A 15,763-nucleotide genomic window follows, 5' to 3' on the forward strand; every position below is an offset into this window, starting at 1 on the left:
TGGCGAAGAAATTAGTCCATGATAATAGAAACAAAAAGAAAAACACAGACAGTTCGGCTGAATTTCATCAGAATCAGCTTGAATCTATCTGTGTTTTTTATTTACTGGCTAGTTTTTGCCCAGTCTCTTTTTCTTTGACTCTAGAAATAAAAGAGTGCTTTTTTCGTACGTGATTACCAAAATGATTGCCATTGGTTTACATGCTCATGAATTGAGCAAACTTATGGGGTGTGTGAAGGTAAAGCGTCATATTTCAGCCTGTTCGAAGGTATGAAGATATACGTATTTTATGATTTGTGCACTAGTAATACTCTTCGAAAATCAAAGTTATCCGTTGTCAACTTGCCTTGATGAACTCCAGTTCTATCTTCGACTTCGTTTCCTAGGCTACTTTTGATTTTCGTTGAGTATAAATCGTATCCCCGCTGATGTAACTAGATTTTTAGTTTCAATGAGAGATGATTTCTGCTATAATGGAACGAGTAAGAATTTGAAGTGAAAGTATGAGGAAATTGATGAAAAACAGGGGAACAATCGATAGTCGAGTAGACTACTCACTTATTTTACCGGTCTTTTTTTTATTAGTTGTGGGGATTATTTCTCTCTACATTGCGGTTAGTCAAGATTATCCGGATAATGTTGTACAGATGGTTGGTCAACAAATTGCTTGGATAGGAATTGGAACAGTAGCAGCTTTTTTGGTCATGTTCTTTTCCACTAAGTTTCTGTGGCAAATCACACCTTACTTGTACGTACTAGGGCTAGGACTTATGGTATTGCCTTTGTTTTTCTACAGTCCAGACTTAGTAGCGTCAACGGGAGCAAAAAACTGGGTAACGATTGGTGGAATGACTCTCTTTCAACCATCCGAATTTATGAAAATAGCCTACATCATTATGTTGTCAAGGGTGATTGTCACCTTTCATAAATATTATCCAAATCGAAAAATTCGTGAGGATTTTATGTTGATTGGTTATATGACACTGTTTACTATCCCTGTCCTGATTTTGTTGGCCTTACAGAAAGATTTAGGAACCTCCTTAGTATTTGTAGCAATCTTTAGCGGAATGCTTCTATTATCAGGAGTTTCTTGGAAAATTCTATTACCGACTGCCTTAACGGGGATCGTTTTGGTTGGTGGATTTATGCTGATTTTTATTTCTCCTGGTGGAACAACATTCCTCCACAATTTGGGGATGGATACTTATAAAATCAATCGTATTGCAGCCTGGCTTGATCCCTTTAAAAATGCCCAATCAACGACCTACCAGCAAGCTCAAAGTTTGATAGCTATCGGAAGTGGTGGCCTAAAAGGACTAGGTTTCAATAAAACAAATCTTCTTATCCCTGTTCGAGAAAGTGATATGATTTTTACGGTGATTGGAGAGGACTTTGGTTTTATTGGTGGGACGGTATTGATTGGACTATACTTGTTGCTCATTTATCGAATGCTGCGGGTAACGTTGAAGTCAAACAATCGATACTACACCTACATATCAACTGGCTATATCATGATGCTCTTGTTCCATGTGTTTGAAAATGTTGGCGCTGCAACGGGTTTGTTACCTTTAACAGGTATTCCTTTGCCGTTTATCTCCCAAGGTGGCTCGTCCATGGTTTCAAATCTGATTGGTGTTGGTCTAGTGCTGTCAATGGGGTATCAGTCACGACTAGCTGATGAGAAGGAAACAAATCGATCACGTCGCTATAGAAAAATTACGATAAAACGTTAGAAAGTTGGTTTATATGACAAGAGTTGCGGTTGTTTTAGCCGATGGTTTTGAAGAAATCGAAGCATTGGCCCCTGTAGATGTATTCCGTCGAGCTCATTTTGACTGTCAGATTGTTGGTTTAGATAGTCATGAAGTGGAGGGATCGCACGGTATTCGTGTTCAAACTGACCAAGTCTTTGATGGGGACATGTCTTCCTTTGATCTGATTGTTTTACCAGGAGGAATGCCAGGTTCTGTTCACCTTAGAGATTCAGAGTCACTGATTACGGAATTGCAAAGAGCGGTTGCATCAGGAAAATCAGTAGCAGCAATCTGTGCGGCTCCAATTGTTCTGGATAAGGCTGGTTTGTTAGATAGTCGTCACTATACATGTTTCCCAGGGAAAGAAAAAGACATTCCGTCAGGTATTCATCTGGAAGAGGATGTGGTCGTTGATGGTCCAATTATCACTAGCCGAGGTGCTGGAACAAGTTTGGATTTCGCCTATAAATTGGTTGATTTATTTGGTGGAGATGGGGAAAGCCTAGCTCAAACAATGGTTTATCATAGTTAAAGTAATGAAGAAGATGGAGCTAATGTTTCCTCTTCTTTTTTCTATCAAAATATTAGAAAATATGGTATAATAAAGGGTATTCGTTAGAATGATTTTTGCTCTAAAAATATGTTTCGCTTTTATCCAGATGGATTGGCTTTTCTATTTTTAAGGAGCAACAAATAGAAAATAAGGAAAAGAAATGACAGAAGAAATCAAAGATTTACAAGAGAAGGCTCAAGAATATGATGCCAGTCAGATTCAAGTCTTGGAAGGTCTTGAAGCTGTTCGAATGCGTCCAGGGATGTATATCGGCTCAACATCTAAAGAAGGTCTCCATCACTTGGTTTGGGAAATTGTCGATAACTCAATCGATGAGGCGCTGGCTGGTTTTGCGGATAAAATTGAAGTTTATATTGAGCCAGATAACTCCATCACGGTTATTGATAATGGACGTGGGATTCCGGTAGATATTCAGGAAAAAACTGGTCGTCCAGCGGTAGAAACTGTCTTTACAGTGCTCCATGCAGGTGGTAAATTTGGCGGAGGCGGTTATAAGGTCTCAGGTGGATTGCACGGCGTAGGTTCATCAGTCGTAAACGCCCTATCTACTCAGCTAGACGTCCATGTCTACAAAAATGGTCAGGTCTATTTCCAAGAGTATAAACGAGGTGAAGTCGTTGCAGATTTGGAGGTTGTTGGAGAAACAGACCGTTCTGGTACAACTGTACACTTTACACCTGATCCAGAAATTTTTACTGAGACGACTGAGTTCGACTTTGCAAAATTAAATAAGCGGATCCAAGAATTGGCCTTCCTAAATCGTGGTTTAAATCTCTCTATTACGGACAAACGTGAGGGAGTGGAGCAAACAAAGGAATATCACTATGAAGGTGGTATTGCTTCCTACGTTGAGTATCTTAATGAGAACAAGGATGTCATTTTTGAGACCCCTATCTATACAGAAGGTGAAATGGATGATATTACCGTTGAGGTTGCCATGCAATATACGACGAGTTATCATGAAAACGTAGTTAGTTTTGCCAACAATATTCACACACATGAAGGTGGTACCCATGAGCAAGGATTCCGTACAGCTCTGACACGTGTTATCAACGACTACGCCAAGAAAAATAAAATTCTCAAAGAAAATGAGGATAATTTGACTGGTGAAGATGTGCGTGAAGGTTTGACAGCGGTCATTTCTGTTAAGCACCCAGGTCCTCAATTTGAGGGACAAACTAAGACAAAACTTGGGAATAGTGAAGTGGTCAAAATTACCAACCGCCTTTTCTCTGATGCCTTTGCAGAATTTCTTTTGGAAAATCCACAGATTGCTAGACGGATTGTTGAAAAAGGGATTTTGGCAAGCAAGGCTCGTATTGCTGCTAAGCGTGCGCGTGAGGTAACTCGTAAGAAATCAGGTCTTGAGATTTCAAACCTCCCAGGTAAGTTAGCAGACTGTTCCTCAAATGATGCAACGAAGACAGAGCTTTTCATCGTTGAGGGGGACTCAGCCGGTGGTTCAGCTAAATCCGGTCGCGACCGTGAATTTCAGGCTATTTTACCGATTCGTGGTAAGATTTTGAACGTAGAAAAAGCCAGCATGGACAAGATTTTGGCCAACGAAGAAATCCGTAGTCTATTTACAGCTATGGGAACTGGTTTTGGTGCGGATTTCGATGTTAGCAAGGCACGTTATCAAAAATTAGTCATTATGACAGATGCCGATGTCGATGGTGCCCATATTCGGACACTCCTTCTGACATTATTTTACCGCTACATGCGTCCTGTTGTAGAAGCGGGATACGTATATATCGCTCAACCACCTATTTACGGTATCAAGGTTGGAAGTGAGATAAAAGAATATATTCAACCTGGGGTTAATCAAGAGCAAGAATTGCAAGATGCCTTAGAAAGACATAGTACGGGACGGTCCAAGCCAACGATCCAACGTTACAAAGGTTTGGGAGAAATGGATGATCATCAGTTGTGGGAAACTACGATGAATCCTGAAAATCGTCTCATGGCACGCGTTTCAGTTGATGATGCGGCAGAAGCCGATAAGATTTTTGACATGCTAATGGGGGATAAGGTTGAACCTCGTCGAGAGTTTATCGAGGAAAATGCTGTTTATTCAACATTGGATGTCTAAAAACTAAAAAAACAAGTGCATATACTAGAGATTTATGGTATAATTAAGCGATATTTTCTAGTAATTACTATGAGCTAAGGAGATTTACATGCCTACAGGAACAATCATCTTAATCGTTTCGATTGTTATTATTTTAATCATTGCCTATGTAGCTTGCCTGATTGTTCGTAAACGAAATGACAACCTTTTGGTTGCATTGGAAGAACGTAAGGAAGAGCTATTTAACCTTCCAGTTAATGAAGAAGTTGAAGCTGTCAAAGCACTTCATTTGATTGGTCAAAGTCAGGTGTCATTCCGTGAATGGAATCAAAAATGGGTTGATTTGTCGCTCAATTCATTTGCCGATATTGAAAATCATATCTTTGAGGCAGAAGGCTATAACAATGCTTTTCGCTTTGTGAGTGCAAAGAATGCTATCGACAGTATCGAAAGCCAAATTGATTTAATTGAAGAAGACATCGCCTCTATCCGTCATGGTTTGATGGAGTTGAAGGAGCAAGAAGAGAAAAACTCTGGTCGCGTAAAACATGCGTTAAACTTGTTCGATAGTTTACAGGAAGCTGTTCGTGAAAATCCAGATAGCTACGGTGAGACACTACCAGAACTTGAGAAACAATTGAAAAATATTGAAGTTGAGTTTTCTGAATTTGTGATGCTCAATTCCTCAGGTGACCCGATTGAAGCTTCTGAAATCCTTGATAAGACTGAAGAGCATATGATTGCTCTCAATCAAATCATGGATCGCATTCCAAGTTTGATTGAACGAGTTACAAAAGATTTCCCAGAGCAATTGGAAGATTTGGAGTCGGGTTATCGTAAACTGGTTGAGCAGAATTATTTGTTCACAGAAGCTAACATCGAGTCACAGTTCCAAAATATTCGTGTTTCAATTCGTGAAAATACTGCTTTGATTGTTTCCTTTGATTTGGATGCGGCAGAAGCTGAAAATGAGGGAATTCAAGCAAAAATTGATCATTTGTATAAAGTCTTCAATCGTGAAATCGAAGCGAATAAGGAAGCTGTTAAGATTAGTAAAAACTTGCCAAAATTCTTGGAGCATGTTGTCCAAAATACACAGCTCTTGGATGAGGAAAGCCAGCGCCTAAACACAACTTACTTGCTGGCAGATAGCAAACTTTCACGGATCAATCAGCTTAAAGCTCGTTTGGAATCGATTGAAATTGTTGTTACAGAAAGTGTGGAAGACATTGAAAATCCACAAGTTGCATATTCTATTCTGGAAGAGCGTTTGGACCATTCATTGGCAAGCTTGAAAGAAATCGAAGAGGATCAGCTTGTTTTAGCTGACTATCTTAAATCACAAGAATTGTCAGAGAACACAGCGCGTAGGAAAGCTACACTTTATATCAATAAATTGCATACCCTTAAGCGTTATATGGAAAAACGAAACCTTCCAGGAATTCCAGCTGAATTTTTAACAAACTTCTTTAGAACGAGCGATCATGTGGAAGCCTTAATTGCCGAGTTAGACTATAAACGAATCAACATCGAAGTTGTTAACCGTTTGTTGGAAAATGCAACGTATGATATGAATCAATTGGAAGAGTTAGCGTATTTGATTGTGCAAAATGCGACTTTAACAGAGCAGTTGCTACAATACTCTAACCGTTATCGTTCATTCGATGAAAGTGTGCAAAAAGCATTTAACCGTTCATTATCAATTTTTGAAAAGGATTTTGATTACCAAGCAGCATTTGAAGAAATTTCATTTGCTTTGGAAACCGTTGAACCTGGTGTAACAGAGCGTTTTGTACGTTCATACGAAAAAACTCGCGAAGCCATTCGCTACTAGATAAAAAGCCATTTGGCTTTTTATTTTTATACTTTGAAAGGAATATCGGAAATGACAACTGGATTATTAGTTATGGATGTTGATTCAACATTAATTTTGGAAGAAGGAATAGATCTACTTGGAGAAGAGGCTGGTTTAGGAGAGAAAGTTGCAGCAATTACCGAACGTGCTATGCGTGGGGAATTGGATTTTGAAGAAGCCTTACGTGAACGTGTGGCGTTGTTAAAGGGACTGCCTGTTTCTGTGTTTGATCGAATTATCAGAAAAATCCACTTTACGCCTGGAGCAGCAGAATTAGTCTCAGAATTAAAAATGCGAGGCTATAAGGTAGCAGTAGTTTCAGGCGGGTTTCATGAAACAGTCGATCGACTAGCTGCACAGTTAGAGTTAGATTATGTTCGGGCTAATCGATTAGAAGTAGTAGATGGAGTATTGACTGGACAAGTGTTGGGGGAAATTGTAACGAAAGATACTAAAAAAGCATGTTTAGAAGAATGGGCGACAGAAAATGGGCTGAGTCTATCTCAAACGATTGCTATGGGGGATGGAGCAAATGATCTACCAATGATTCAACGAGCAGGAATTGGAGTAGCTTTCTGTGCTAAACCGATTGTCCAAGAACAGGCACCCTACCAAATAAATGAAAAAAATCTCTATAAACTAATAGAGATTTTAGATAGTAAATAATGAGAAGTCAGCTGAGTGCTGGCTTTTCTTCTATTCTGTTGTCAGTAAAACCCTTTTCAAATCTTGGACGGTTTCAACTATCATGGTGGCCCCAGCCTTTTCAAATTCCTGCTTGCTCCCATAGCCGTAAAGAACACCGATGGCGGGAAGTTGGTGCCTGCGTGCTCCTTCAATGTCATGTTCCCTATCTCCAATCATCACAGCATTGTTTGGAAATGCTTCTAATTGATTTATAGCATAGCCGATGACGTCCGCCTTACTGATGCGACTACTATCCAGACTAGCACCGGCAATGACATCAAAGTAGTGAGCGATACCAAAATGTTCTAGAATCTGTTTGGCAAATATTTCTGGCTTTGAGGTAGCAATTACTAGTGTTTTTCCAGCTGTTCTCAATTCTTCAAGCAGAGGGATGATTCCAGGATAGAGTTGATTTTCAAACATTCCTTTTTCTTTAAAATAGACACGGAAAGCATCAACTGCACTTTGTGTATCTTCAGGGCTGAGTTGGTAGAATCGTGAAAAAGATTCATAGAGTGGCGGGCCGATGAATCGGTTTAAATTGGCTGTATCTGGTTCTTCGATTCCCATTTTTTCTAGTGCGTAGGCGACGGAGTTTAAGATTCCTTGTCCAGAATCAGTAAGAGTTCCATCTAAGTCAAATAATATAGTTTGATACATACTCATCTCCTTTCTTTCAGTATAACACAGACGATGAAAAACAGAAAAGATTTATTGAAAGCTGAATAGGAGCGTGATATACTAATAATATAAAGGAGGTTAGTACTATGCATATTCTCATTGCTCCGGATTCATTTAAAGAGTCTCTTTCAGCTACAAAGGTTGCTGAAGCGATTAAAAAAGGATTTTCTAAAGTTTACCCACAAGCAGGGTATGACTTAATTCCCCTAGGAGATGGTGGCGAAGGGACAGTTGAGAGTCTAATGCAGGCCTTATCCTTGGATGGAACCCAGACTTGGGTGACAGGTCCATTTGGAGATAAAATTAAGGTTTCCTATGCGGTTAAAGATGATCTTGCGGTTTTTGAAATGGCTGAGATTGTAGGGCTGGCAAGTATCCCGCATGAAAGAAGGAGTCCTCTCTTTATTAAGACACAAGGGGTTGGGGAGCTGATTGTGGAGCTCGTTCAAAATGGTATTAAACGCATATTTATAGGAGTAGGTGGCTCTGCCAGTCATGATGGTGGTATCGGAATGGCGGCAGGTTTAGGAGTGAAATTTTATAATCGAGCTGGAAAAGAAGTAGAGGCAATTGGAGCTCATATCGGGGAGATTGTCAGCTTTTCCACAGAGGATATGTTGGTAGATCTATCTCAGGTCAGGATTGATTTGGTAACGGATGTGGAGAATCCGCTTTGCGGACCAGCGGGTGCCACATTTGTTTTTGCAGGTCAGAAAGGTCTTGCCCCTGCTGAATTTGAACTAGTAGACAAGAAAATGGAGTCCTTTTATAAATTGGTTAATCCAATGCTACTCGATTTGGCAGGAGCGGGTGCTGGAGGAGGTATGGCAGCAGGTCTAGTTCAATTTGCAGGTGCTCGCATTCAAAAAGGCATCGACTTTGTCTTGGATCAGTTGGACTTTGATCATCGCGTCACCAAAGCGGATCTGGTTGTGGTCGGAGAAGGGCGGATGGATGCCCAAAGCTTATCAGGGAAGACTCCGATAGGAGTAGCTAGACGTACGCCGACTGGGATTCCCATCATTGCAATTTGTGGTAGCCTCAAAGACAATCTTCCCGAGTTTCCTTTTGAAAATATCTGTGCCGCTTTTCCGATAATTGCAAGCGTTGAAAGTTTGGAGGACACGCTTCAGAAAGCAGAAAAAAACCTGGTCCGCACGGCAGAGCAGGTGGCAAGAATTCTTCAATTAGGAGGCCAACAAAGATGGAATTAGTGAAATATGTGGCTATTATCTTATTTATTTTTATTTGTCTTGCAAAGCTAGTATCCGTTATGAGACTTTCCGAAAAAGAAAGAGGAACGGAAACGAATGTAATAAAGGCAAACGGAGCAATGTTCTTTTTCAATGAAAAAAATGAAAGAGGCAGATTGCTAGGAATCCTTTGTCTAACCTGTATTATTTTTGCTTTAATATTTATACTGCTTTATCGATAAATAAGTCTAACCAAATAATTTTTTCCAGAAGGAAGGTTTTGCATCTTCCTTTTTTTCTTCTGGTTTTGAGATAAGATTTGGAAATATGGATTCTAAGCTAACTTCTTCATTATCCACAGCGTGATTTGTGTGAAAGACAAGTGCGTAGGGAGACTGTCCTATTTTTTCATCGATGATAGCGGTAGTAATGCCGAAGTTCTGAGCAATTTTTAGTAGTGAAATTTGTTGCTTGTCAGACAGGGCTGGCGAGAGTTTGAGGAATAGAGGAGAGTAGCTGTTTGCTAGTTTTTGGCAAATTGTATCGAACTTATTTCCGACAACTTCATTACTCAAATCGTCAAAGGAAACGAGCAGGACAACCCGTTCGCGATAGGTTCCCATGTATAGACGTTGTTCATCTGGATTCAATCGTGTTTCGCCAGAGGCTTTCTGTAGTATGGTAGTATTTAAATCGTTCATGGTTTCAGTATAACATACTCAGTTAACTTTGAAAAGGAAGGCGTTTACATTATTTCTTTCAGTAAAATAACCTGTTTTTTCTTGAAAAATCCCTTCTTTTAGGGTATGATAGCTATGTAACAATTTTAAACTCAAAGGAGAGTAATATAATGTCAATTATTACTGATGTTTACGCTCGTGAAGTCCTTGACTCACGCGGTAACCCTACACTTGAAGTTGAAGTTTATACTGAATCAGGTGCTTTCGGACGTGGTATGGTTCCTTCAGGAGCTTCTACTGGTGAGCACGAAGCAGTTGAGCTTCGCGACGGTGACAAATCTCGTTACCTTGGTCTTGGTACTCAAAAAGCTGTTGACAACGTGAACAACGTGATTGCTGACGCTATCATCGGTTTTGACGTTCGTGATCAACAAGCTATCGACCGCGCTATGATCGCTCTTGACGGTACTCCTAACAAAGGTAAATTGGGTGCAAACGCAATCCTCGGTGTTTCTATCGCTGTTGCGCGTGCTGCTGCTGACTACCTTGAAGTGCCACTTTACACTTACCTTGGTGGATTCAACACTAAAGTATTGCCAACTCCAATGATGAACATCATCAACGGTGGTTCTCACTCAGACGCTCCAATCGCTTTCCAAGAATTCATGATCTTGCCAGTTGGCGCTCCTTCATTCAAAGAAGGTCTTCGTTGGGGTGCTGAAGTATTCCACGCTTTGAAGAAAATCTTGAAAGCTCGTGGTTTGGTAACAGCTGTTGGTGACGAAGGTGGTTTCGCTCCTAAGTTCGAAGGAACTGAAGACGGTGTTGAAACAATCATCGAAGCTATCGAAGCTGCTGGTTACGAAGCTGGCGAAAACGGCATCATGATCGGTTTCGACTGTGCGTCATCTGAATTCTACGACAAAGAGCGTAAAGTTTACGACTACACTAAATTCGAAGGTGAAGGCGCTGCTGTTCGTACTTCTGCAGAACAAATCGACTACCTTGAAGAATTGGTTAACAAATACCCAATCATCACTATCGAAGATGGTATGGATGAAAACGACTGGGATGGCTGGAAAGCTCTTACTGAGCGTCTTGGCAAACGCGTTCAATTGGTTGGTGACGACTTCTTCGTAACAAACACTGACTACCTTGCACGTGGTATCAAAGAAGGTGCTGCTAACTCAATCCTTATCAAAGTTAACCAAATCGGTACTCTTACTGAAACATTTGAAGCTATCGAAATGGCTAAAGAAGCTGGCTACACTGCCGTTGTATCACACCGTTCAGGTGAAACTGAAGATTCAACAATCGCTGACATCGCAGTTGCAACTAACGCAGGCCAAATCAAGACTGGTTCATTGTCACGTACAGACCGTATCGCTAAATACAACCAATTGCTTCGTATCGAAGATCAACTTGGTGAAGTTGCAGTCTACAAAGGCTTGAACTCATTCTACAACTTGAAAAAATAAAACAGTCTGGGAGACTGTTTTATTCCCGAGCTAGCATAGCGAGGGTTATAGTAAGAACAAGTCCGAAAATTTTCGGACTTGTTTTTCAATGTCTGGTAGACTGTTTTATCCCTGAGCTAGAATAGCGAAGGTTATAATAAGAACAAGTCTGGAAATTTCCAGACTTGTTTTTCGTAGTACAGTGTACTAATTTATCCCCAAGCTAGCATAGCGAGGGATTAGTAAAACTCTCTAGGTTTTCCTAGGGAATTTTCTTTGCCTTGATATTGATAAAATGATATTCTAAAAAGGCGGATCAACTTAAGTATTCTCATTTTGAAAAGAGATGGAGAGCGGGATGATAGAGTGGATATTTTTTGATTTGGGTTCGACGCTTTTAGATGAAGAGGCTGCTTATGGTTATTATATAGACAAGTGTGTGAAGAAGTTAGAGTCTCTGGATATAGAGGTTTCATCAGATTCTTATAAAAAGAAAATGGTGGAGTATGCTCATAAGTCGCTGGATCCCATTCGTGCGACCTAGCACTATTTTGCACCGACCGAGCCACGTCCTTTATGGACAAATGAGGGTGTGAGCCTGTATCCTGAAACAATAGATGTTCTAGAGAAGTTATCACAAAACTATCGATTGGGGATTATTGCCAATCAGTCTAGTAGTATTAGAGAACTACTTAAAGAGTGGAGAATTGAGTCTTATTTTCAACTCATCATCCTCTCTGAAGAGGTTGGTTTATCTAAACCAAATACAGCTATTTTCACACTTGCCTTGCAAAAAACAAATATCCCTGTAGATAGAGTTGTCTATGTCGGGGATAGGTATGATAATGATATTCTGCCTGCTAAATCTTTGGGAATGTGGACTGTACGGATACTGACAGGTTTTGGAAAGCATGCCAGTGAAAATGAAAAATTGAAGAGCGATTGGGTAATTCCTTCATTGCAAGAGATAACAAATATTTTTGAACAAACAAAAAAACTAGACTGAACATTCTCAGCCTAGTTTTTACATGTATTAGAACAAGCCTTTAACTTTATCTAAAAGACCGTTAACACCTTCAGAACCTGATAACAAGCCTTTTGCTTGTTCCAAGTATTCACCGAATTGGTCCTTGTTTTCTTCGATAAATTGTTTTGCACCATCAAAGTCTTTATTTGCAATCAATTCTTTTACTTGGTTAAAAAGATCTACTGGATTCATGTTGAAATCACCTCCTATGAGACTATTAAACCAAAACTGGACGGATTTCACAACTGAAACGACTTATAAAAATGTAACGCAAACTGCTTCAGGAACATAGAAATCGTGTGAAAGCTCAGTCAAACAGCCATTTTCGGCATCTCTCTCAAATATAGTTGCATTGTCAGAATCTTGATGGACAACAATCAAATGCTTTTCATCAGGACTAAGCGTGAAATCGCGAGGAGTTTTTCCATTTGTTGGGATGATTTCAACTAATTCTAAGCTGGCATCAGCAAGCGTTTTGTAGACTGCGATAGAGTCGTTTCCGCGGTTGGATCCATAAATAAATTTACCATCCTTTGTGATGCGAATAGCGGCAGTACCGTTGAAACCAGTATGGTCTTCTGGGAGAGTAGAGACAGTTTGTAGGTGTTCAAATTGTCCCCAGCCGTCATAGATAAGCACCTCAATAGTTGAATTGAGTTCACAGATGAGATAGGCGATTTTTGCGACAGGATGGAAGACAATGTGACGTGGACCACTTCCTGGCGCAGCCTGATAGGTTGCGATTTTCTCTACTTTTCCTTGGTCAGATACCTTATAGGTTACCACTTGATCACATCCTAAATCACAGGTTACTAAAAATTTATCGGGCGTCAAATCAGAAAAGTGAACGTGGGCGGAAGCTTGGTTTTCGTGCGGCCCAGATCCTTCGTGTTGAGCGACATCAGCTAATTCTAGTGAACCATTCACCAAACGTTTATAAACAAGTAGTTGCCCTTTGTGGAAATTGGAGCCATAAACTAAATCTCTTGCTTCATCTACAGCGACATAGCAAAGTGGTGCACCCTCTGATACAACATGGTTGAGTAGAGTATAGTCAGCATTAAAGGCAGCGATACCTCCTAGACCATTTTCAGCGCCAACGGAGTATAGATGTCCGGCCTTATCAAAGGCAAGGTAGGTAGGGTTAGGTTCTTCAGTGACCAATTCTAGATTGCTAAGTTGTCCTGTCTCAGAGTCAAAATTTGCTTTATAAATTCCTTTTGATTCACGTTTTGTGTAGGTACCGAAATAGATAGTCATAGGATTCTCCTTTTTGGAAATGATTGATAAAATTATACCATGTTTTTCTGAGAAAGTCGTATAAATTCTGTAGTTGATTTTTACAAAAATCCTTTCTCCATGTTACAATAGAAAAAAAGACTAGGAGTGTATTAGATGGAGGATAAGCATCAAAAATTTAGTCTGACTTGGTTTTTCCGCTTATTTTTGAATAGCCAAGCGGTGATATTTTTATTAGTAACCTTGCTGACTTTTTTGACCATATTTATTTTTAGTAAAATTAGTTTTTTATTTAGACCAATAGGAAGCTTTTTAGAAATTGTATTGTTACCGATGATTTTAACAGGTCTTTTGTATTACCTGTTAAATCCGATGGTTGACTGGATGGAAAAGCATAAAATTTCTCGTACAGTTGGTATTTCCATTCTATTTGTTTTAATCAGTCTTCTCATTATCTGGGGACTGGCGGTGGCAATTCCGAGTATTCAAGAGCAAGTGACATCTTTTGCGCAAAATCTTCCTTCGAATATCCAGAAAATCGAAGGACAGGTAACTGGGCTCCTACAGGATCAGCGCTTTGAACAATTTAGACCAACAGCTCTGGAGATGTTAAATAAGGTCAATGATCAGGTCGTTGCCTATGCTCAGAAGTTTTCCTCAAGTGCTGTGAATTGGGCAAGTAATTTGATTTCAACCGCTTCGCAGATTATTGTTGCTATTTTGATTATGCCTTTTATTCTCTTTTATCTGTTACGGGATGGTCAGTATTTGAATAAACACATCACCCAATATCTACCAACCAAGTGGAGAGAACCGATTGGAACAGTACTATCAGATGTGAATGGGCAATTATCAAACTATGTTCGTGGTCAGGTGACCGTTGCGATTATTGTTGCCCTGATGTTCTCAGTGATGTTCTCAATCATTGGTCTTAGCTATCCAATAACTTTGGGGGTGATGGCTGGTTTCCTCAATCTAATTCCGTATTTGGGTTCTTTCTTGGCCATGATTCCAGCTGTTATTTTAGGATTGATTGCTGGTCCAATCATGCTGATAAAGGTTTTAGTAGTCTTTATGATTGAGCAGACTATAGAAGGTCGTTTTGTGACACCATTGATTATCGGAAGCTCCCTAAGTATTCATCCGATTACCATTTTATTTGTATTATTGACAGCTGGTCAGATGTACGGTGTCCTAGGAGTTCTTCTGGGAATTCCAATATATGCATCTATTAAGGTTTTAGTGAAAGCGGCATTTGAATGGTACAAGGCACACAGTAGTTTGTATGAAGATGAAGAAAATGAGGTTGTGAATGAACAATAGTGAAAAAATGTTGGTTTGTTTGGATCAACAGGATTTAGACAAGGCAGATAAGTATTTCAAGCGCGCCTTGGCGCAAGATGATAGCGAAACACTTTTGTCCTTGGCAGCCTATTTAGAAGGCATTGGTTTTTTCCCACAGGCTAGACAAATCTATGAACAGGTCAAAGAAGAATTTCCCGAAGTACTGATCAATCTTGCCCAAATAGCATTTGAAGATGGCTTGGTTGAAGAATCTTTCGGATACTTGGAGGAAATTTCGGAAGACAGTTCTGTCTATGTGGAAGCCTTATTGGTTAAGGCGGACCTGTATCAGGCAGAAGGCTTGTCGGAGGTGGCGCGTGAAAAATTGTTAGAAGCAAGTCACTTATCAGATGAACCCATCATCCTCTTTGGCTTAGCAGAATTGGATATGGAACTGGAGCTTTTTAATGAGGCTATTTCCTACTATGCCCAGCTGGATAATCGTGAAATCTACGAATTAACGGGAGTTTCTACCTATCAGCGAATTGGTATTGCCTATGCAAGTTTAGGGAAATTTGAAGCGGCAATTGAATTTTTGGAAAAAGCTGTTGAGTTGGAATACGATGATCAGACGGTCTTTGAATTGGCAGCTCTGCTATTTGAACGAGAAGAATACCAAAAGGCCAATCTCTACTTCAAGCAGCTGGATACCATCAATCCTGATTTTGAGGGCTATGAATATGCCTATGCTCAGTCGCTTCATGCCGAGCATAAGATTGATGATGCCTTGGCTATGACTCAAAAAGGCCTGGCTAAAAATGACTTTGATGCCAATTTATTGCTTCAGGCTTCACAGTATGCCTATGAATTGCATGACGAGGCAGGGGCAGAAGATTATCTTCTACGGGCAAAAGAGGTGGCAGATGATAGTAACGAACTAGCTCTGCGCTTGTCCAATCTGTATCTTGAGCAGGAACGCTATGACGAAGTTCTTGCCCTCGTTGACGAAGAGGTTGAGAATGTTTTGGCTCGATGGAACATGGCCAAGGCCTATCAAGCTCTAGAAAGAGATGATGAAGCGAGTGAGCTTTACGATGAATTGGCTGGAGAATTGGCTGAGAATCCTGAATTTTTGGCTGATTACGTAGCGGTTTTACGTCAACTTGGTCGTTTGGATGAGGCAAAAGAGCAAGCTAGTCGTTATATCCAATTGGTGCCAGACGATTTAGCCATGCAAGAATTTTTGAATGAAGAGTAGGTT

General features: G+C 40.1%; 14 protein-coding genes and 1 pseudogene. 11 read left to right on the top strand and 4 right to left on the bottom strand.

Annotated elements, in window-relative coordinates; translation table 11 throughout:
* Positions 1–503 precede the first annotated feature (503 nt).
* From ODU50_RS07770 to serB, 5 genes are all read left to right on the top strand, one after another.
* A complete protein-coding gene (locus ODU50_RS07770) occupies positions 504–1,733 on the top strand; it encodes an FtsW/RodA/SpoVE family cell cycle protein (protein ID WP_012027447.1) in 1,230 nt (409 codons plus the stop codon).
* Positions 1,734–1,746: 13 nt separating this feature from the next.
* Positions 1,747–2,286 (top strand): DJ-1 family glyoxalase III, encoded by a 540-nt coding sequence (locus tag ODU50_RS07775; RefSeq protein WP_105153441.1) that lies wholly within the window; start codon positions 1,747–1,749, stop codon positions 2,284–2,286.
* A gap of 181 nt (positions 2,287–2,467) precedes the next feature.
* Positions 2,468–4,420: a DNA topoisomerase (ATP-hydrolyzing) subunit B gene (gene gyrB / locus ODU50_RS07780; protein WP_002939427.1), complete on the top strand. Its 1,953-nt coding sequence runs from the start codon at positions 2,468–2,470 to the stop codon at positions 4,418–4,420.
* Between the two features lie 88 nt (positions 4,421–4,508).
* The gene (gene ezrA / locus ODU50_RS07785) at positions 4,509–6,233 is read left to right on the top strand and encodes a septation ring formation regulator EzrA (RefSeq protein ID WP_105153440.1); all 1,725 of its coding nucleotides are present in this window, start codon (positions 4,509–4,511) and stop codon (positions 6,231–6,233) included.
* 51 nt (positions 6,234–6,284) lie between these two features.
* Positions 6,285–6,920, top strand: a complete 636-nt coding sequence (gene serB, locus ODU50_RS07790) for a phosphoserine phosphatase SerB (protein ID WP_105153439.1) — start codon at positions 6,285–6,287, stop codon at positions 6,918–6,920.
* A gap of 30 nt (positions 6,921–6,950) precedes the next feature.
* Here serB and ODU50_RS07795 read toward each other — a convergent pair whose 3' ends face one another.
* The gene (locus tag ODU50_RS07795) at positions 6,951–7,601 is read right to left on the bottom strand and encodes an HAD family hydrolase (RefSeq protein WP_044694110.1); all 651 of its coding nucleotides are present in this window, start codon (positions 7,599–7,601) and stop codon (positions 6,951–6,953) included.
* Positions 7,602–7,708: 107 nt separating this feature from the next.
* Between ODU50_RS07795 and ODU50_RS07800 the strand changes: the two genes are divergently transcribed.
* Both ODU50_RS07800 and ODU50_RS07805 read left to right on the top strand, forming a co-directional pair.
* Positions 7,709–8,836, top strand: coding sequence for a glycerate kinase (locus ODU50_RS07800; protein ID WP_398581393.1), 1,128 nt, complete (start codon positions 7,709–7,711; stop codon positions 8,834–8,836).
* Positions 8,827–9,057 carry a hypothetical protein gene (locus ODU50_RS07805; RefSeq protein ID WP_002939617.1) on the top strand — a complete coding sequence of 77 codons (231 nt, stop codon included), beginning with the start codon at positions 8,827–8,829 and terminating at the stop codon, positions 9,055–9,057. Before ODU50_RS07800 ends, ODU50_RS07805 begins: the two co-directional genes overlap by 10 nt.
* Positions 9,058–9,063: 6 nt before the next feature.
* Here the strand turns inward: ODU50_RS07805 and ODU50_RS07810 are convergent, their stop codons facing one another.
* Positions 9,064–9,516, bottom strand: coding sequence for a DUF1694 domain-containing protein (locus ODU50_RS07810; protein WP_105124120.1), 453 nt, complete (start codon positions 9,514–9,516; stop codon positions 9,064–9,066).
* 149 nt (positions 9,517–9,665) lie between these two features.
* On the opposite strand from ODU50_RS07810, the gene eno reads away from it, so the two are divergent.
* Both eno and ODU50_RS07820 read left to right on the top strand, forming a co-directional pair.
* Positions 9,666–10,973 carry a surface-displayed alpha-enolase gene (eno, locus tag ODU50_RS07815; RefSeq protein ID WP_002935704.1) on the top strand — a complete coding sequence of 436 codons (1,308 nt, stop codon included), beginning with the start codon at positions 9,666–9,668 and terminating at the stop codon, positions 10,971–10,973.
* 337 nt (positions 10,974–11,310) lie between these two features.
* Positions 11,311–11,958: pseudogene (locus tag ODU50_RS07820) on the top strand (HAD family hydrolase).
* 27 nt (positions 11,959–11,985) lie between these two features.
* Here the strand turns inward: ODU50_RS07820 and ODU50_RS07825 are convergent.
* Both ODU50_RS07825 and ODU50_RS07830 read right to left on the bottom strand, forming a co-directional pair.
* Positions 11,986–12,171, bottom strand: a complete 186-nt coding sequence (locus tag ODU50_RS07825) for a hypothetical protein (protein WP_002935693.1) — start codon at positions 12,169–12,171, stop codon at positions 11,986–11,988.
* A 63-nt stretch (positions 12,172–12,234) separates the two neighbouring features.
* Entirely contained in the window at positions 12,235–13,239 is a 1,005-nt protein-coding gene (locus tag ODU50_RS07830) for a lactonase family protein (RefSeq protein WP_105153437.1), read from the bottom strand.
* A gap of 135 nt (positions 13,240–13,374) precedes the next feature.
* Here ODU50_RS07830 and ODU50_RS07835 point away from each other — a divergent pair, with 135 nt between their 5' ends.
* Together ODU50_RS07835 and ODU50_RS07840 are read left to right on the top strand one after the other, a co-directional pair.
* Positions 13,375–14,541 carry an AI-2E family transporter gene (locus ODU50_RS07835; protein WP_105116404.1) on the top strand — a complete coding sequence of 389 codons (1,167 nt, stop codon included), beginning with the start codon at positions 13,375–13,377 and terminating at the stop codon, positions 14,539–14,541.
* A complete protein-coding gene (locus ODU50_RS07840) occupies positions 14,531–15,760 on the top strand; it encodes a tetratricopeptide repeat protein (protein ID WP_105122014.1) in 1,230 nt (409 codons plus the stop codon). The genes ODU50_RS07835 and ODU50_RS07840 overlap by 11 nt, the downstream gene beginning before the upstream one ends.
* Positions 15,761–15,763: the final 3 nt, after the last annotated feature.

The sequence above is a fragment of the Streptococcus sp. 2020WUSS084 genome, assembly GCF_044427445.1.
In the GTDB taxonomy this organism is placed as follows: Bacteria; Bacillota; Bacilli; order Lactobacillales; family Streptococcaceae; genus Streptococcus; species Streptococcus suis.